This is a genomic window from Candidatus Arthromitus sp. SFB-mouse-NL (genome assembly GCF_000709435.1).
Taxonomy (GTDB): domain Bacteria; phylum Bacillota; class Clostridia; order Clostridiales; family Clostridiaceae; genus Dwaynesavagella.
In genome coordinates, this window is the sequence record NZ_CP008713.1 from 1,244,683 (window position 1) to 1,262,674 (window position 17,992).

20 protein-coding genes and 1 pseudogene are annotated in these 17,992 nt (G+C 29.1%); 1 reads left to right on the forward strand and 20 read right to left on the reverse strand.

Annotation, left to right across the window (positions count from 1 at the left end):
- Positions 1–14: 14 nt before the first annotated feature.
- From SFBMNL_RS05975 to SFBMNL_RS08340, 6 genes are all read right to left on the reverse strand, one after another.
- Positions 15–716, reverse strand: coding sequence for a queuosine precursor transporter (locus SFBMNL_RS05975; RefSeq protein WP_005805555.1), 702 nt, complete (start codon positions 714–716; stop codon positions 15–17).
- A gap of 1 nt (position 717) precedes the next feature.
- Positions 718–1,413, reverse strand: coding sequence for a hypothetical protein (locus SFBMNL_RS05980; protein ID WP_005805552.1), 696 nt, complete (start codon positions 1,411–1,413; stop codon positions 718–720).
- A gap of 115 nt (positions 1,414–1,528) precedes the next feature.
- The gene (locus SFBMNL_RS05985; protein ID WP_042294830.1) at positions 1,529–3,604 is read right to left on the reverse strand and encodes a DUF262 domain-containing protein; all 2,076 of its coding nucleotides are present in this window, start codon (positions 3,602–3,604) and stop codon (positions 1,529–1,531) included.
- Positions 3,605–3,719: 115 nt separating this feature from the next.
- Positions 3,720–4,109, reverse strand: coding sequence for a cupin domain-containing protein (locus tag SFBMNL_RS05990; protein ID WP_005805548.1), 390 nt, complete (start codon positions 4,107–4,109; stop codon positions 3,720–3,722).
- A gap of 173 nt (positions 4,110–4,282) precedes the next feature.
- Positions 4,283–4,732, reverse strand: coding sequence for an ADP-ribosyltransferase (locus SFBMNL_RS05995; RefSeq protein ID WP_242838746.1), 450 nt, complete (start codon positions 4,730–4,732; stop codon positions 4,283–4,285).
- Between the two features lie 127 nt (positions 4,733–4,859).
- On the reverse strand, positions 4,860–5,012 hold the full coding sequence (locus SFBMNL_RS08340; RefSeq protein WP_005805544.1) for a hypothetical protein: 153 nt from the start codon (positions 5,010–5,012) through the stop codon (positions 4,860–4,862).
- A 154-nt stretch (positions 5,013–5,166) separates the two neighbouring features.
- On the opposite strand from SFBMNL_RS08340, the gene SFBMNL_RS06000 reads away from it, so the two are divergent.
- Positions 5,167–5,835, forward strand: a complete 669-nt coding sequence (locus SFBMNL_RS06000) for a manganese catalase family protein (RefSeq protein WP_005805543.1) — start codon at positions 5,167–5,169, stop codon at positions 5,833–5,835.
- A 59-nt stretch (positions 5,836–5,894) separates the two neighbouring features.
- Here the strand turns inward: SFBMNL_RS06000 and rbr are convergent, their stop codons facing one another.
- From rbr to rlmD, 14 genes and pseudogenes are all read right to left on the reverse strand, one after another.
- Entirely contained in the window at positions 5,895–6,551 is a 657-nt protein-coding gene (gene rbr, locus SFBMNL_RS08560; RefSeq protein ID WP_438825413.1) for a rubrerythrin, read from the reverse strand.
- Between the two features lie 120 nt (positions 6,552–6,671).
- Positions 6,672–7,073 (reverse strand): annotated as a pseudogene (locus SFBMNL_RS08565) (flavin reductase family protein); the annotation flags it as partial.
- 290 nt (positions 7,074–7,363) lie between these two features.
- Positions 7,364–8,698 (reverse strand): MATE family efflux transporter, encoded by a 1,335-nt coding sequence (locus SFBMNL_RS06010; RefSeq protein WP_042294833.1) that lies wholly within the window; start codon positions 8,696–8,698, stop codon positions 7,364–7,366.
- A gap of 1 nt (position 8,699) precedes the next feature.
- A complete protein-coding gene (locus SFBMNL_RS06015) occupies positions 8,700–9,131 on the reverse strand; it encodes a MarR family winged helix-turn-helix transcriptional regulator (RefSeq protein ID WP_007440908.1) in 432 nt (143 codons plus the stop codon).
- A gap of 314 nt (positions 9,132–9,445) precedes the next feature.
- Positions 9,446–10,912 (reverse strand): catalase, encoded by a 1,467-nt coding sequence (locus tag SFBMNL_RS06020; RefSeq protein ID WP_005805537.1) that lies wholly within the window; start codon positions 10,910–10,912, stop codon positions 9,446–9,448.
- Positions 10,913–10,989: 77 nt separating this feature from the next.
- The gene (locus SFBMNL_RS06025; RefSeq protein ID WP_005805536.1) at positions 10,990–11,418 is read right to left on the reverse strand and encodes a Fur family transcriptional regulator; all 429 of its coding nucleotides are present in this window, start codon (positions 11,416–11,418) and stop codon (positions 10,990–10,992) included.
- A gap of 496 nt (positions 11,419–11,914) precedes the next feature.
- Positions 11,915–12,448, reverse strand: coding sequence for a biotin transporter BioY (locus SFBMNL_RS06030; protein ID WP_005805534.1), 534 nt, complete (start codon positions 12,446–12,448; stop codon positions 11,915–11,917).
- Between the two features lie 508 nt (positions 12,449–12,956).
- Positions 12,957–13,169, reverse strand: coding sequence for a hypothetical protein (locus SFBMNL_RS06035; RefSeq protein ID WP_042294836.1), 213 nt, complete (start codon positions 13,167–13,169; stop codon positions 12,957–12,959).
- 288 nt (positions 13,170–13,457) lie between these two features.
- Positions 13,458–13,766, reverse strand: a complete 309-nt coding sequence (locus tag SFBMNL_RS06040; protein ID WP_042294838.1) for an alpha/beta hydrolase — start codon at positions 13,764–13,766, stop codon at positions 13,458–13,460.
- A 165-nt stretch (positions 13,767–13,931) separates the two neighbouring features.
- Positions 13,932–14,123, reverse strand: coding sequence for a hypothetical protein (locus SFBMNL_RS08495; RefSeq protein WP_242838747.1), 192 nt, complete (start codon positions 14,121–14,123; stop codon positions 13,932–13,934).
- 119 nt (positions 14,124–14,242) lie between these two features.
- A complete protein-coding gene (locus SFBMNL_RS08500; RefSeq protein ID WP_242838748.1) occupies positions 14,243–14,383 on the reverse strand; it encodes a hypothetical protein in 141 nt (46 codons plus the stop codon).
- A gap of 273 nt (positions 14,384–14,656) precedes the next feature.
- A complete protein-coding gene (locus SFBMNL_RS06050) occupies positions 14,657–15,223 on the reverse strand; it encodes a DNA-3-methyladenine glycosylase I (protein WP_005805527.1) in 567 nt (188 codons plus the stop codon).
- Between the two features lie 213 nt (positions 15,224–15,436).
- The gene (locus SFBMNL_RS06055) at positions 15,437–16,330 is read right to left on the reverse strand and encodes an NAD(P)/FAD-dependent oxidoreductase (protein WP_042294840.1); all 894 of its coding nucleotides are present in this window, start codon (positions 16,328–16,330) and stop codon (positions 15,437–15,439) included.
- Positions 16,331–16,631: 301 nt separating this feature from the next.
- Positions 16,632–17,972, reverse strand: coding sequence for a 23S rRNA (uracil(1939)-C(5))-methyltransferase RlmD (gene rlmD / locus SFBMNL_RS06060; protein WP_042294842.1), 1,341 nt, complete (start codon positions 17,970–17,972; stop codon positions 16,632–16,634).
- Positions 17,973–17,992: the final 20 nt, after the last annotated feature.

Here is a 17,992-nt window from a genome sequence, read left to right on the forward strand (position 1 = left end):
AAGGAAAGAGCACTCTAAACTTGAGCACTCTTTCCTTTTTTAATATTCTTTGCAATATAGACAAATGGTGTATCCATTATTGAAGTAACCACAAAAATTATATAACTTGATACAATCATAGAAATAAGTGTATTTACATCATATTCACCAACAAAAGCAAACAATGTAAAAAGTACTGTATTAAAAATTTGACTTATAAGCGTTGACCCATTATTCCTAATCCATAATAGCTTATCTTTACTTCCAAATTTCTTTGAAGTAAAATTCCACCATTTATGATAGAGCCAAACATCTAAAAACTGACTTATAGCATAAACACCTAATGATGAAAAAATCATTCTAGGAATATTTGTAAAAATATTCCTAATAGAATCCATCTTAACATCATTAATACTCGGAATATATCGTATCCAGCTTTGAGATAGAACTAAGAAAAATATCATCATAAGTATACTAATAAATACAGCCTTGTTAGCACTACTTTTACCTTCACATTCGGATAAAATATCTGTTATTAAAAATGTTGACGCAAACAGTATATTACCAAGAGTTTGTTCCATCCCGAAAGCATCTACAAGAAGTACAACTTCAATATTTGCAAGAATAGTCACAACTCCAATCATCGCATAAAGTCCACTTTTCCCATAATACCTATAAGTAATAAGTATCATTCCATATATAAAAAATAATGATAAAATAAGAAGTATCTCATTCATTCTAAGCACCTACCCCAAAATCAGTATTATTAATTAAAATGTCTACTCTATAATCATCTTTATATTTTGGGTATATACTCCTCATGAATTCATTTATAACATTTTTATCTGGAATCATTTCCGTACTATTCTCACACATTATATTTACACAAATTCTATCAAAGTTCTTAAGTCCTAATTTTATATCAGTTTCTATACTTTCTATAGTTTGTCCACTTATTCCAAAAAGAAAATTTGCTTCATCAAAATACTCTGATATAATCTCAGGATCCTTATCATGTATCCCTTTATTAAAAATACCTTCCCTAAGATCATAGTCAAATGTTTCAAGTCCAAGTTTCATTTTTATATCAAAATCAGAAAACTCTTCCTTAAGTTCAGGAATTCGTTTCTTATAAAGGTAATGACTTTCAAAATGAATAATTGAAATACCTTTTTCTTTACATACACTCTTAATAAGATCTATCGTTGTCTTATCAAGTTCAAACACCGATCCAGAATTAATAACTTCTAAAGTTCCATGTTCTCCAGTAATATTATCAATTACAGATTTGTTTAATAAATAATTTTCATAAGAGTCCTTAGACATATCCAAATAATAATCACAAAATGTACATTTTTTATAAATACATCCAGACCCTCGAAGAAGAACTATCTCCCTCTTGTTCTTCTCATTAATGACACTGTATCTTTTCATAATTTCATTGTAAAGGCGAACACCCTTTACTACCTCCTAGTTTTGATTTAGATAAAACTTTTTATCCGAGCAGGATGATTTCGAACTGCTCTTTTGAAAATATATACAAATTAATTTATTTTTCTTTATTAGTATAGAAAATTAAGTCGTTAAAATAAACATCATATGCTTTAAATATATTTCTTAATATAAATAATTTTCTCTCTGTACTTGTACATAAATTTACATGTATCCCATCATAAATCTCAACACTATTAATAAAGTCAGATTTATTAAAACTAAAATAAGATGCAATACCAAAATATGAAGATGTTGCAAATTTTGTTATAACACTCCTATCTTCAATATAAAGTATTTGCAATACTTTTTGAAACATTTCTATCCATGATGTTACTGCATACTCTGCATTCCTAAAACTAAAACACTTGATTTTCTTCCCACTAAAATCAATATCTTCATCAATAAGCGAATAAACATCTACTTGCTTCTTCTCAGGTTCAAACCCACTTGATGGTAACATCCATATTTTAATAGCTTGGTTAATAAGATATTTACTACGCTCTTCAATTTCTGTACTTGTCCACTTTTCATTTTTTGCAATATAATTATTCATACGAATACCACTATCTTCAAAACCATTTTCCATAGTTTTCTTTTCTTTAAAAGTCTTATTACTATATCTTGAATTATAAGCAGTTAATGTAAGATTCCCAATTCTATGTAACCACGTTTCATGAATTTCTCTATAATTATCTCCTAAATCTTTTATCCATGCTGGTGTTAACTCTCTAGGCATAATATGTTCAATTGAATAAATTCCTTTATCATATTTTTCATATACATCCTTACATTCTTTTGTTTTATAATTTTCAAAACGCTCTAGAATATAGATTTTATTTTTAGGAGTCATATTATAAACTTGTTTTTCCATAAATTTTTTCTTAAATTCTCGGTTACTTGGAAAAGATGCCCTTCCATTTTTAGATAAAAGTACATATTTAAATTTCTCGAGATAATTTTCACAAGAACTATCATTATATCTCATAATTTCACGATGAAGATTTGAAAACATTCCATTTAAAACATTGGTTTGCATATCACAAATTATCCTTCTAAACAAGTAACTCTCAGTAATCAAAAATATATCTGTTACTTGAGAAATACTTAATTCTCCCTCATCATATAAACGCAATACTTCAAGAAAAAATGGTCTAGTAACACTCTTCTCCAATCTATTTAATCTATCAATACAACTGTATAAACTATCATTTTTATTATCTCCATTTAAAAGTACACCATATCTCTTTGCATAGTCTAATAAATCTTTAAATAAATCCTCAACAGTCAAAGATAAATCTTCAACATATTGTTTAAAATTAGTATAAATTTTTTTACTACTACACACTTCCCCATTTTTAATAGTAAGATAATCTCTTAAAAATGAAGTTACATCGTAGTTTGTAAATTTTTCTATTCTATTCCAATATTTTGTATAATAATCATCTTGTAAATCTGCAGGTAGTCCCATAAGAATAAAATTTCTTATCTTATCTCCTTCACTTAAAGCAAGTCCAGTTGAGTTAAGACTCTCAAAAATAAGTTGTGGATTATCTTCTCCACTTAAAGTAATGTTAATTATTTCAAGTCTACATATAGCATCATATAATTCATCAATTGTAATTTCATTTTTCTGAATTCTATTATAAAAATATTGATAATTTATCGTTAAATTAGATTCTCTAACATACTCATATACATCACCATCAAAAAGTTTTTCAAATGCTACACGATCATCTTTAACAGGTCTTAACTTTATACGTTCAGCATCTGTTTGATATTTATCAACAAGAAACTCTTCATAAATTTGAATCCCGAGGGAACCATCTATAGGTTTAATAATTCCTTTAAAAATCAAATTATACATAGCTAAAAAAAGTAATGAAATAGTAGTTACCCTCTGTTGACCATCTATTATAACGTATTCTGTATTTCTTCCAGAACCTTCGTGAACAGATACAATACTCCCAAAAAAGTGACTCCTTCTTTTACCTCTTACAATTTTTATAAGATCATCAAAAAGCTGTTCACAATTCTTTTCTTTCCAATCATAATTACGTTGATAAACTGGAATAATAAATCGTGTTTTAGAACCTTCTATATATTTTATTAATTTACCTTCTCGTCCCTCCATTGCTTCCTCCAAAAATTACAATATAATTAACAACATATCTTGATTTAAATATATCAAAATTACTATAAATAAAACACATATTTAATCTCTAATATTATGACTCTACTTAAAAAAACTACTTGTGAATTATCCCATCCTCCATAGTATATCCCTCTAAAGAATTTTCTTTAACCTGGATACAAATAAATTTCATTGCCTCATCTTCTGATGCAAAAAATTGACGTTGCCCCTTTGGAGCGACACGAATCCAATCTCCAGCTGAAAGATCTATATTTTCTCCATCTATAATCGCTCTACCTTTCCCCGATAAAATTGCAAAAATTTCTTCATTTTGTTTATGTGAATGAACAAACGGTATACAAACACCTGATGGAATAATATTTATACTTACTTCAGCTCCTGTCAAAGAAAGTACATCATGAAGTTCTGCCCTTTTTATAGGAAGTTCATTGCTAAACTCTTTTAAATCTTCATTTGTTAAATGTGTTTTGCTATAATTTTTCATATTTATTATATAACTCCTTTTTAAACTTTCATTATAATCCTAAATATCACACTAAAATTATATACATCCCATATTTTAATGTCAATTCATCTACCTAAAAACAAAAAACCCTAGATTTAAACTAGGGATATAATTTTTTATTAAGTATCATTAATTTTCCATTGTAAATTAAATTAATTATCATTAATAACTTCTAATTCCAATTTATCTCCATTAAAACTTAAAACCTTATATTTAGTAGTTCTATCTAATATTATTTCCTTATGGTTTAACCATCCTGAATCTTCTCCAACATAAACAGCCTTACTTACACTTGGAACTTTAATCTCTATCATTAAAGAATCCTCTTTATTCCTTTTATTTTGCGCAAAACTCTCAGCCACATTTTTATCAACAGAAGTGCTAAAATAATAATTTGGTTTAAAAATTTGACCAACTTTTAAATCCTTAAAATATCGTCTATTTGCACCCTTAAAAACCAAGATATCATCCTCTAATTTGAATTTAAGCAATACTCCATCTAAATTCTTAACCACATCATCAATATTTTCATAAAAAACTTGCTTAATATGATCTTCACCTGACAACTTTCTATTTATATCGCGACTCCTATATGTATACATCAATAAAGATTGTTGTTCATCAAAATTAAGATTATTAAAAAAAGTCTTACCAAGTAAATTATATTTTTTAACTTGAATTTGAGATAAAGCCTTATATTTTATACTAGAATTTTTAGTAATTAAAGAGCTACCCCCCCCCCATCAATTTAGCATTATTCACAGAAACTACTCCATTTGATGGCAAACTAATACGAAAAAATGATTGAACATCTACTATACTACAAAAACTTAAATAATAAGTTGTAACTATTGATGTAAACAGTACTATGTTTTTTATCATAATAACTCCTTAAAAACACAAACATACTCTAATTATTCGGTTAATCAGATGATATATTTATATACTTTTTAATATAAATGCTGTCTTAATTGTTATTAGTATTTTTTTAACTATTTTAGATAAAGCTAATATAAAAACTTAGAGGAGTGTTTATATGTTCAAACATGAAAAACAACTGTTATGTAATGTTGAAGTAGAAAAACCAAATCCACATTATGCAGCTCTTTTACAAGAACAATTAGGTGGTGCAAATGGTGAATTAAAAGCAGCACTACAATATATGTCACAAAGCTTCAGAATAAAAGATCAAGAGATAAAGGACTTATTTCTTGATATAGCAGCAGAAGAATTAGGACATTTAGAAATCATATCTCAAACTATAATGTTACTAAATGGTCATGATGTAAATGCAGAGTCAACTCAAAGTGGTGAAATCCAATCTCAAGTATTATTTGGACTAAACCCTGGCTTAGTCAATTCATCTGGATATTCTTGGACTGGTGACTACGTTTCAGTTACTGGTGATTTATGTGCCGATCTATTATCAAACATAGCTTCAGAACAGCGTGCAAAAGTTGTATATGAATATCTATATAGACAAATCCATGATAAAAAAGTTAAACAAACGATTGACTTCTTATTAAATCGAGAAGAAGCTCATAATGCTATGTTTAGAAAAGCATTCAATAAAATACAAGAAAGCGGATCAAATAAAGATTTTGGAACAACTCCTGATGCTCAAATGTATCTCAATTTATCATCACCTTCACCATCTGACAATAAATTCTCTAATATAAATATTGACCCACCTTCATTTAAATAATAAAAGTCCCTCACCAATAATGATGAGGGACTTTTACTTCATTATAAAAAATTATTTTACTAATAATTTTCAGCGTGAATCTCAAAATAACTCTTAGGATGTGCACATACAAGACATACCTCTGGTGCTTTTGTTCCAACTACAATATGACCACAGTTACGACACTCCCAAACCTTTACACTACTTTTTTCAAATACTTGTGCTGTTTCAATATTTTGAAGAAGCTTACGATATCTTTCCTCGTGATGTTTTTCAATCTTACCAACTTCTCTAAATTTTACAGCAAGATCGTGGAATCCTTCTTCTTCTGCAGTCTTTGCAAATTCTTCATACATGTCGGTCCACTCATAATTTTCTCCATCTGCAGCAGCCTTAAGGTTTTGTTTTGTATCTCCAATTCCTCCCAATTCCTTAAACCATAACTTCGCATGTTCTCTCTCATTCTCAGCAGTCTTCATAAATAATTCAGCCATTTGCTGATATCCTTCTTTCCTAGCTACAGATGCAAAGTAGGTATATTTATTTCTTGCCTGAGATTCCCCAGCAAAAGCTTCCATGAGATTTTTCTCTGTTTTTGTTCCTGCGTACTTATTTATTATAGTTTTTTTATCTGATTGATTAGATACTTTTTCAAAATCTGATGCAGGATGTTTACATATAGGACAGATAAAATCATGCGGTAATTCTTCGCCAACATATTCATATCCACAAATCATACAACGCCATATAGTTTGTCCATCTTTAGTTAACCCAACAGCTTCAGGTTTTGGTTTAATATTATTAAAATAATATTCATATGTTAATGACGGTGCAGAACTTAAAACTTCCATATCAGTAACCTCACCGATAAACATAGTATGAGTTCCTAAATCTTGAGTTTTAGTTACTTTTACTGATATATAAGCATTAGTCCCCTCTGTGATGTAATAAATACCATTAGAACCTCTTGTACAATTTTTATAATCTTCAAATTTATTAACTGTTTTTCCTGTTTGGAATCCAAAATGTTTAATTAAACTAAATTTTGCATCTTGACTCAAAACTGACACTGTAAATTCTCCAGTTCTTTCAATCATGCCATGAGTATAATTCAATTTATTTAAACAAATACTTATCTGTTTTGGCGAATCAGTAACTTGAATAGCTGTATTTAAAATACACCCATTATCCTTATCTGCTTCTCTTGCAGTTAAAACAAATAATCCATAACTTAATTTAAATATTGCTCTTTGATCCATACTTATTAACCCTCCTACTACAATAATTTAAACAATCGTCTCTAAAAATACTCCATAATAAAACAAGCAGAAGGGCAAAATTCTTCGAAAAAATTAGATTTCTCGCAAAATTTAAAGTAGCGTAACTACAAACCCTTCTGCTATCCTCACAATAGTATTTATATCGTTAATTCTATTTATTTAATAATACCATAAATTAAATTATTCGTAAATTAAATAATTTGCTTATTTTCAAAGTATCTATTAAGATCTCAATCCTCTAGATTTAAAACTTGCCTTCCACTACATTTTTATAAATACCTATACTTGCTCCTCTTTCCAATAATAAATAAAACTGTTATCAATACAGCAACAATCTCAGCAGCTATAACTGAAAACCATATACCATCAATTCCAAAAATTAATGGTAGAACAATAACTGCTACAATTTGAAATACCAAACTACGTAAAAACGAAATTAATGCAGAAGTCACACCATCATTTAGTGCGGTGAAAAAGGAGGAACCATAAATAGCAAATCCTGAAAACAAGAATGAAATAGAGTAAATCTTAAATGCCCTCTCTGTCATACCCATAAGCTCCATATCATACCCTACAAAAATACTTGCCAACGTTCCTGCTAAACTTTCTGCTAATCCAAACATAATAAGTGCAAAAATACAAATAATAATACAACTCTTTCTCAATAATCCTTTTAACTCTGAATAATTCTTTGCTCCATAATGATATCCAATTACTGGAGCTACCCCTGTAGAATATCCAATAAAAATGGAAAGAAAAATCATATTAACATACATAAGTACCCCATAAACAGCAATTCCATTTTCTCCTGCATATTTCATAAGCTGAAAATTATATAACATACTTACAATTGATAAAGAAATGTTACTCATAAGTTCAGAAGAACCATTTGTGCACGTCTTTAACAAAGCCTTTACATTCATTTTTGTCTTTGTTAATCTTAATACACCAGCATTTGGCCTACAAAAATACAAAACTGAAATTGTAGCCCCAAGTATTTGACTTATTGTTGTAGCAACAGCTGCACCAACAATTCCCCATGGAAAAACTGCCATAAACAATGCATCTAAAATCATATTTGTAACTCCACATACTACTGTAGTAATAAGAACCATATGTGGTTTGCCAGCTGTAATAAAAAAGCTTTGAAACTCAAACTGAATCATATAAAAAGGCAACGCTACCAATATAATTTTACCATAAATAATACAATTCTCTAACATTTCTCCATCTGCACCCATAAAAGATACAATAGGCTCAATAAAAATAAAACTTACAATAAAAATAATAATTCCACAAATAATCGTACTATATACAATCAAAGAAAAAAGGCGTCTTGCCTTATCCTGATCGCCTTCCCCCAAAATCTTAGAAACAAGAGCACTACCACCTGAACCAAACATAAAACCAATAGATGCCAAAATAATAAGTACTGGCATAATAAAATTAACAGCAGCAAATGGAACCTTCCCAACAAAATTAGAAACAAAGAATCCATCTACCACCATATAGAGAGAAGTAAATACCATCATAATCATAGATGGAAATGTAAATCTTAATAACTTTTTATAATTAAATTTATCCGAAAGTTGTATAGTACCCATATTAAAACTCCTTTACCTTTTTCTTAAAATCTCTCAAATATCGCTGTGTTAATCCTATGTAAATTTTCCTTTCTTCATCAGACCATGATGAAAATATATCATTCTCTACTTTAATTACACGAAGAACTGTATCTTTTACAAATTCCTTTCCTTTTTCAGTGAGATATACTTTCTTTTTTCTACCATTAAAAGTTTCTAAATATATTATCTTATCTGCTTCCAGTTTGCGAAGTGCCGAATTAATAGTCTGCTTACTAGCCCCAGATATAATATCTCCAAGCATACACTCTCCATTATTAGAACAAAGTGCATAAAGAATTAGCATAGAACTATCAGTAATACCCAGTCTAAGTGCTACTTCATGATAAACTACATCTATTTTTGACATTAAAAAATTAAATGATCCTATTTCTTCATTAAAACAAAATTCCATACCCACTCCTTATTGTACGATTTCGTACATACACAACGACCAGTATACTGTGATTTCACATTTTTGTCAAATAATCTTTATTATCTAAATTCTTAAACATAAGATACTCAAATAAAAAACACTACTAACTCTTATAGCAGTGCTCAAATTTTTGATTACGATTTAAAACATATATAAGATTATCTATATTTCATTAAATAATTAAAAATTTATGAATTACTGATAAATCCAAATAAATATATTCATAATTGTCTAAATATCATACAAAAAAATAAATGGACAATGAAATCTCATTATCCATTTAAAAAATTATATTATTTTATTTCATCCATAGAAATTCCTAAAACATTAGCAAGACCTTGTCCATATTCTGGATCTGCTTTATAACAATTTGATATATGTCTTATCTTAATCTCTTTTGGAATATCTCCCATGGAACGAGCAGTGTTTTCAAATAAAACTTTTCTCTGCTCTGGCGACATCAATCTAAAAAGCTTTCCTGGTTGTGTATAGTAATCATTATCATCTTCCCTAAAATTCCAGTGATCAGCGCTACCACTTAGTGATAATGATGGTTCCCTGTATTCTGGCTGCTCTTGCCATTTACCATAACTATTAGGCTCATAACCTAAAGTACTTCCCGAGTTACCATCTACTCTCATTTTACCATCTCTATGATAACTATTAATTGGGCATTTTGGCGCATTAACAGGAATCTGATTAATATTTACACCCAATCTATAACGTTGAGCATCACCATAAGCAAATAATCTTCCTTGAAGCATTTTATCAGGTGAAAAACTTATTCCAGGTACCACACTCGCTGGATTAAATGCTGCTTGTTCTACTTCTGCAAAATAATTGTCTGGATTACGATTAAGTTCTAAATATCCAACTTCAATCAACGGAAACTCATCTTTATACCAAACTTTTGTTAAATCAAAAGGATTATACGGCATCTTTGATGCTTGTTCTTCAGTCATTACCTGAATATACATCTTCCAACGTGGATAATCTCCTTTTTCAATACTTTCATATAAATCACGTTGATGTGCCTCACGATCTTTCCCTGTTATTATTTCAGCTTCCTCATCTGTTAAATTCTTAATTCCTTGTTGAGTAATAAAATGAAATTTAACCCAAACACGTTCATTTTTATCATTTATCATACTAAAAGTATGACTACCAAATCCATGCATATGTCTATATGATAATGGTATACCTCTATCACTCATTGTAATTGTAACTTGATGGAGTGCTTCTGGAAGTGATGTCCAAAAATCCCAGTTATTTTTTGCACTTCTCATATTTGTTCTTGGATCTCTTTTAACAGCATGGTTTAAGTCTGGAAATTTTAGTGGATCCCTAAGAAAAAATACTGGAGTATTATTCCCAGCTAAATCCCAGTTTCCCTCTTCTGTATAAAACTTTATAGCAAATCCCCTAATATCACGTTCCACATCTGCAGCACCACGTTCACCTGCAACTGTTGAAAATCTTAAAAATAAATCTGTCTTCTTACCAATTTCTGAAAATATTTTAGCCTTAGTATATTTTGTAATATCATGAGTAACAACAAAAGTTCCATATGCCCCAGAACCCTTTGCATGCATTCTTCTCTCTGGAATTACTTCCCTATCAAAATGTGCAAGTTTTTCTAAGAACCATACATCTTGCAATAACATAGGTCCTCTTGGCCCAGCTGTCATAGCATTTTGATTATCTGATACTGGAGCTCCAAAAGCAGTTGTGAGCTTTTTCTTATTATCTTCTGAATTCATTTACACTACCTCCTTCAATTATCAATATTCAAAAATTTTTTAATGATTTATGATAATTAAATGAAATTACATGATTCTCACACGCTATCTAATACCTGAATACATTCTGAACATAAACCCTTAAAATATACATCTTTTTCCTGAATTTGGAATTGATTTAAAGAATCATTATAAATTTTATCAACATCAATTTCAAAATCATATATCCTATCACACTGTTTGCACTTAAAGTGACCATGGCTAAATGTCATAGCATCATATCTTAACTCATTTTCTTCAATGTAAACACCCTTTAATATATTTGCTTCAATAAAAACATTAATTGTATTATATACGGTAGACTTTGACAAAGTTGGAATCTCCTCCAAAACCTTATTATAAACTTCATCTGCCGTTGGATGATCATTATACTTTATTAAACTTTCAAGTATCTTTATCCGTTGAAAAGATGGCTTTATATTATGTTTAACTAAATACTCAGTCAAATTTTCAATTTTATCAATCACGAGAAATCACTCTTTCTTAATAATAATTATCATTTTATATTTATTATGATTTAATTATAATTATATTTTGATAATATGTCAATAAAAAAACAATGTCGTAATAACAATAAACCACTTATATGTTAAACCACAAAATTAATATTATCTACCTTATCTTAAAATCTAAAAATACAAACCACTTCTTTCCCCAATCTAACAACATAAACTACATAAATAAATAATATAAATGTGTGATTATTAGGTACTAATAATAAAATCGTAAGTTATTATTATACATTTAGTTAAATTAATTTCTTTCTATCTAACCACTCTTCGGTTTTAAAACATATTAACCTGGAAATCATTGTTATCAGTACAAAATAAAATTATTCATAGAATACATTTAAATCATAAATATGTCCATTTTATTTATACTAGTAGAACAATATCAGAAATTAACATTGCTAAAAAGAATCTTCTGTAAAAGGAGATGCTAAAATTATATTAGTAAATTATTTTAAACATTTGGAATCACTCTACGTATCCTATTACACACTATAAAAGCTAATGCAAGCTTTAACAAATCTGGAACTATGTATGGAAATACACACATTGACAATATTTTTATAACTGAATGTTCTAATCCTTGAACTTCATATATTATCTGAAACCATAGAGTACCCACCACATAACATAAAAATAATCCAATCAAGAGAACAAATGCTTTAATTCTTGGATGCTTTAAAATCAACGACTCAAATAAACAATAACAAAGTGCAGTAAATATAAATCCTATAATATACCCCCCTGTAGGTCCTATAATATGACCAACACCCCCCTTAAAACCAGCAAATACAGGCAATCCTATACATCCTATAAAAATATATAAAAAAATCGCCAAAAGACCATCTTGTCCACCCAACAATAATAATGCACAAAAAACTGCAAAAGTTTGCATGGTAAAAGGTAGTGCAGAAGGTATATTGATCCATGAACAAATTGATATAAGACATGTCATCATAGCTATTAAAATAATTCTTTTTGTAGGCATTATCCTTCCTCCTCAAATTAACATTTATCTTTATAAAATTATTTTTATAAATAGCATACTCCTTTACATAAAAATATCATCAACCAAACTAATTAATATTTTTCTCCATCAAATAATTTATTAATGTAATTCCCTCCCTCGCTTACTTAATCACTTTATATCCCCTTTCCTAAAAAAGATTTTGAAATAATGAGTATATGTACCGTTATCATATCAACATTAATTTCACATTCCAATTTATTATAAATAACAGTGGCAATTCCTCTATTCTGATAATCATGACGAATAATTAACTAATCAATCAGTATCTCCGAATCCAACAATAATTCCATTATAAACTGCAACCAAACTATAATTTTCTTTTAAATACTCATCCCATTTTCTAAAATCTATTTGTTCTATCTCTCAAACATATAATTGATCTTTTAAATAAACTTCTACGTTTATTGTATAAACTGTATTATAAAAAAGTCTGACAATTTAATTACAATAATATGGTGTATATTTTCTAACAATCATAATCAGAAATCTTATTAATAGTAAGAGAAAGAATAGTCTGAAAATAAACATTATCCCCTTTATTACTCCCATACATAAAAACTTTTAATGTCTTACTTATATATCTCAAACAATCTTCATAATTTAGCACAATATTATTACATCTTATCTCATACTGTACTGTTGCAATAAAATCCAAATCAGATTGAATATCTCTAATCAATAATTCATAACTACTGACAACTGCAACTTATGTATTATTTTCCTTAATAACTTACATCTTCACTATCCAACACCTCTTTTTTATATAAATACCAAAAAATACACAAATTCAGAGACCTAAATTTTTATTCAAGCCTCCGAATTTTATATTATTTTGAATCCAATTTTCAATATCATTTGCAATTACATCATTATTAAGATCCTGAAACATCATATGGTCGTTACCGTATATTCCCTTATATGGTAAATTTATAATTTCATAAACCCCTCCATCACCTTTATACGCTTGCTAAAAATCGTAAGCCATAGATCTCATCATTGCCCACATTTCAGAAACAGGTACATCACTAAATTCTTCTCCTATATAATCACCATAGTAAAATACCACAGGAATATTATTTTGAAGCATTGCTTGATAATCCTCGCTTCCTACAACTGGTGCCGCTCCTGATTCAATAGCTACAATAGCTGCAATATTATCTGTATATTTTACTGTTTCCCATCCAGGATTACCTCCTTGAGAGTGTGTAACAAGAATAAATTTCTTACCAGTTTTTTGATATGCTTCATCAATAGTAGCTGCAACAGCTTTAGCCACAACAGTTACATCAATACTTTAATCGCCATTCGCAGAATCCATTGCAGTATCTAGTGTCATTTGACGGAAAAATTGATCTAATAATTCTTCTCCTTTTGGAAATTGTGAATTATTATTATAGGTAAAAGCATTATCTATATACGTTCCTATACGAAACTGTGTATATCATGTTTGATCGGAAGGCTCTGTACTTATTGTTCCAGCTACTGAAGTTTGTCCAGCTTCTCCTCGTCTTGGTTGATCAATTAAAAATACACTATGTTCCTTTTTTAAAAACATATCATAGCAACCTTCCCTTCCATCTGGTGTGGTCATAAATCCTACTCTAGATTGTCCATATCCATGCAAAAACACCATAGGAAGTCCAATTTCTTCTAACGGTATTTGATAAAATACATTAGCATGATCGACATGAGATGTAGATCCATCTCTCGATATATAATAATTTGAAATATCAAATGTCCCTTCAGATAAAGTTACTGTACCCTCCCCGCCGAAAAAACTCCCTGTTCTTTGATCGATAATACACTGTCATTCTTACTTAACACTTCATTTTCTGCTACTCTATTTATACTAACTGTGTTATCCCCACAAGAAACAAACGTCATTAATACCATAAGACACTGCACCTATAAAATCACCTATTTTTTTATTCATTATTGTACTATTCCCCCTAAATTGCAAAATCAAAAATATCCGTCCGTCGTTATATCATAAAACAAATAAAATATCAACTTTGAAATATACCTACCAACAAATTCATATTCAGGAAACTATAGGCACTAAAAAATATATCTTACTTTCAAATATTCTATAAGTAACTCAATATATATGTAAAAAATTATCTTCTTAATTGTCTCTATGTATTTGTTATACCTTTCATATAAACATCATTCTATATGTTCCAAGAAACAATCTTTCTCATGGGAATAAATTACTCCTACTGCCTGCATATAAGAATAGATAATAATAGTACCTACAAATTTCATTCCACGCTTTTTTAAATCTTTCGATACAGAATCCGAAATTGGGGAACTAATCACATCATTTTCATAAATCACTCTTTCTCCCGTCCAATTCCAAAGATAATTTGAAAAATTGCCATATTCTCTACATATTTCCTGAAACACATTAGCATTATTTACAGCAGCTTTTATTTTTAGACGATTTCTTATAATCTCTTTATTCTCACACAATTCTTCTATCTTTTTATCACCATATGCACAAACTTTCTCCAACTCAAATTCATCAAATGCTACACGAAATGCTTCCCGTTTATTCAATATACATTCCCAGCTTAGTCCTGCTTGAAAACATTCTAAAATCAACATTTCAAATAATTTATGGTCATCATAAATAGGAATTCCCCACTCTTCATCATGATAACGCAAATAAATATCATTGCTTGGATTTGCCCATTTACACCTTATCCTTCCATCTTTCCACTTTATTTCCATAACTTCTCCTAAAAATTTCCTTGTGACTTTTTAACATTATCATTAATTAGATTCCATTTATGTAAATAATGTCACTGAAAAATTTCAAAAAAATAAAACTTTCTACATGGTTCTGATTATACATTTTAACATTAACCATCGAGAAAGTCTTATACATTCAGTTATATATTTTTAAATAAACATTTATAATTTTTTACAGTAACTGCATATAAATTAGCACATAGATGCTGCCTGAATCCCTGCAATTGCCCCATCAGCAACAGCTGTAGCTACCTGTCTTATATTTTTTACACAAATATCTCCCGCTGCAAAAACACCAGAAATTTCTGTACGCATCGCATTATCTACCGGAATATATCCACCATCTAGCTTTAATTCCCCATACATCTGTGTATTTGGAACAATACCAGCATAAACAAATACACCACACGTTTTATCCTTTACAATATGCTTTTCACCCGTTTTGTTGTCAGTAAATTCTAATTCCTCAATTGATTCATTTCCATATACTGCAGTAAGACTAGAATGAGGAATGATTTCAATATTATTACAAGTATTTATCTTATCCTTAAATTCCTGTATACACGACAACGCATCTTCCACACATACAATAACAACTTTAGATGCAGTTTTAGCAAGATAAAGAGCTTCTTTAATCGCTCCATCTGCTCCTCCTATAACATAGACTGTTTTCCCATGATAATTTGGACCATCCTTTGGTGCATTTAAGCGAACACCATTCAAATTTTCACCTGGTATACCAAGCATACGTCCTGATCCGCCATTTGCCAAAATCATAGTTTTAGTTTCATAAGATCCTTTATCTGTTACAACCTTTTTAATTTCACTTCTAAGTGTAACATCAGTTACAGTTTCATATCGAATTTCCACACCTATATTAAATACCTGTTCTTCCATACGTTTAGCAAAAGTTTTTCCAGTCTCTTCCTTAACGATTGCAGTATAGTGCGTGACAGTAGACACGCTTCTAATCAAACCACCAACCCTGTTTTTCTCCAAAACTAAAACACTTTTTCCTCTGCTTTTACCGTAAATCGCCGCACTAATACCTGCAGGTCCCGCTCCAATAATAATGATATCATACATCTATATTTCCTCCTTTACATAATTACACATATTACGCCTAACATACACTACTCCTAGTCTTGTAATTCTATCAAAAGACTAAAACAAACAAAATTACTTTGAGATGACAAAATTAAATGAATAAATATCTTAATACAAAAACTCAATATACAATTACTACCATTTAACATTTACTAATTTTGATGTTTTCATCTATAATTATAACATATTGTAAATTGAATAATTACATCATAATTTTCTTTCACTTCATCTATTATTTAGTAATCTATCAAAATTCTTTTATATTAATCACTATTACACTTTATTTTTCAGATTTTGACATCAATACTATGCACTCAACGTGATAAGTATTAGGAAACATATCCACACCTTGAATATTTTTAACCTTATATCCATTATTTATAAACTCTTTTAAATCTTCACATAAAGTTTGAGGATTACATGAAACATAAACTATGTTTTGGACACCGAATTTACAAATATTTTTCACACTTTTTAACCCAATTCCAGCTCTAGGTGGATCAACAACAATAAATGAAATTTTATCTTTTATATCTTTAACAACCTGCGAAACATCTCCACATATAAACTCACAATTTAAATTGTTTAACTTTGCATTTTCCTTTGCCATTTTTACAGCATCTTCAACAATTTCTATCCCTATAACTCTATTATTTTTACTTAAAACTTGTCCAATAGTTCCGACTCCAGAATATAAATCAAGAATAGTACCTTCAGGATTTCCTACTCTATTTTTCACTTCATTGTATAAAATCTTAACGCCTTCTGTATTTGTTTGAAAAAACGAAAAAATACTCACTTTAAATTTAAGACCAAATATTTCCTCATATATAAAGTCATTACCATAAATTATTTCTATTTTACTTGGTTTTATTGCGTCACTTAATGAATCAGATACAATATGTACAATTCCTCCAATAGATTTTTGTAATTTTAAGCTTAATATCCTCTCCTTAAAATCTCCAAAATCCATATTATTTTGACTTGAAGTAATAATAGCCAGAAGTACTTCCTCTTTTCCTTCTCTTAAAATAAGATTCCTTAAATATCCCGTATGAGTTTTAAGCTTATATACCTCTGCTCTAATTTCTCTAAAATAATCAATCGTTGAGTTCATTATTTTTCTGAAATCTTCACTTATTAATTTACAATTATATGTTGGAACAATTCCAAACGGATTTCCTTTTTTATGAAGACCAAGTTCAAGCGGACCACACTTAAATTCATCTCCAAAAGAAAATTCCATTTTATTTCTATACTCAAATTCTTTCGGAGATTTTAATATACCAAGAAACTCCTCATACGGAATTTCTTTTAAAATATCTTTTAAAGCTTTTTCCTTGAATCTTATTTGATCCTCATAAGAAACATTTAAATATGTACAACCCCCACAATCTCCAAATTTATCGCAAGAAGAGGCTATCTCTATTTCAGAGTTACACAGAACTTCAATAAGCTTACAAATCTTTCTACCTCCTTTTGATTTAATAAACCTCACCTTCAATTTCTCATAAGGTATAGCTCCCTTAACAAAATATCTTTCTCCATCAATCTCTCCATATCCTTCCCCTTTAAAATTAAATCCAATTATATCCAGTTCAAATATTTCTCCCTTTTTCAACTCTTATACCTCACAATAAA

Excerpts from the sequence above, each read along its gene's own strand:
- SFBMNL_RS06030 (WP_005805534.1), bottom strand. The coding sequence starts at position 12,448 with ATGCCTACAAAAAGAATTATTTTAATAGCTATGATGACATGTCTTATA.
- SFBMNL_RS05975 (WP_005805555.1), bottom strand. The coding sequence starts at position 716 with ATGAATGAGATACTTCTTATTTTATCATTATTTTTTATATATGGAATG.
- SFBMNL_RS08495 (WP_242838747.1), bottom strand. The coding sequence starts at position 14,123 with ATGGTGTTTTTGCATGGATATGGACAATCTAGAGTAGGATTTATGACC.
- SFBMNL_RS05980 (WP_005805552.1), bottom strand. The coding sequence starts at position 1,413 with ATGAAAAGATACAGTGTCATTAATGAGAAGAACAAGAGGGAGATAGTT.
- SFBMNL_RS06010 (WP_042294833.1), bottom strand. The coding sequence starts at position 8,698 with ATGGGTACTATACAACTTTCGGATAAATTTAATTATAAAAAGTTATTA.
- SFBMNL_RS06050 (WP_005805527.1), bottom strand. The coding sequence starts at position 15,223 with ATGGAAATAAAGTGGAAAGATGGAAGGATAAGGTGTAAATGGGCAAAT.
- rbr (WP_438825413.1), bottom strand. The coding sequence starts at position 6,551 with ATGATTTGTGGATATGAATATGTTGGCGAAGAATTACCGCATGATTTT.
- SFBMNL_RS08500 (WP_242838748.1), bottom strand. The coding sequence starts at position 14,383 with ATGGTATTAATGACGTTTGTTTCTTGTGGGGATAACACAGTTAGTATA.
- SFBMNL_RS05985 (WP_042294830.1), bottom strand. The coding sequence starts at position 3,604 with ATGGAGGGACGAGAAGGTAAATTAATAAAATATATAGAAGGTTCTAAA.
- SFBMNL_RS06015 (WP_007440908.1), bottom strand. The coding sequence starts at position 9,131 with ATGGAATTTTGTTTTAATGAAGAAATAGGATCATTTAATTTTTTAATG.
- SFBMNL_RS06055 (WP_042294840.1), bottom strand. The coding sequence starts at position 16,330 with ATGTATGATATCATTATTATTGGAGCGGGACCTGCAGGTATTAGTGCG.
- SFBMNL_RS05990 (WP_005805548.1), bottom strand. The coding sequence starts at position 4,109 with ATGAAAAATTATAGCAAAACACATTTAACAAATGAAGATTTAAAAGAG.
- SFBMNL_RS06000 (WP_005805543.1), top strand. The coding sequence starts at position 5,167 with ATGTTCAAACATGAAAAACAACTGTTATGTAATGTTGAAGTAGAAAAA.
- SFBMNL_RS05995 (WP_242838746.1), bottom strand. The coding sequence starts at position 4,732 with ATGTATACATATAGGAGTCGCGATATAAATAGAAAGTTGTCAGGTGAA.
- SFBMNL_RS08340 (WP_005805544.1), bottom strand. The coding sequence starts at position 5,012 with ATGATAAAAAACATAGTACTGTTTACATCAATAGTTACAACTTATTAT.
- SFBMNL_RS06020 (WP_005805537.1), bottom strand. The coding sequence starts at position 10,912 with ATGAATTCAGAAGATAATAAGAAAAAGCTCACAACTGCTTTTGGAGCT.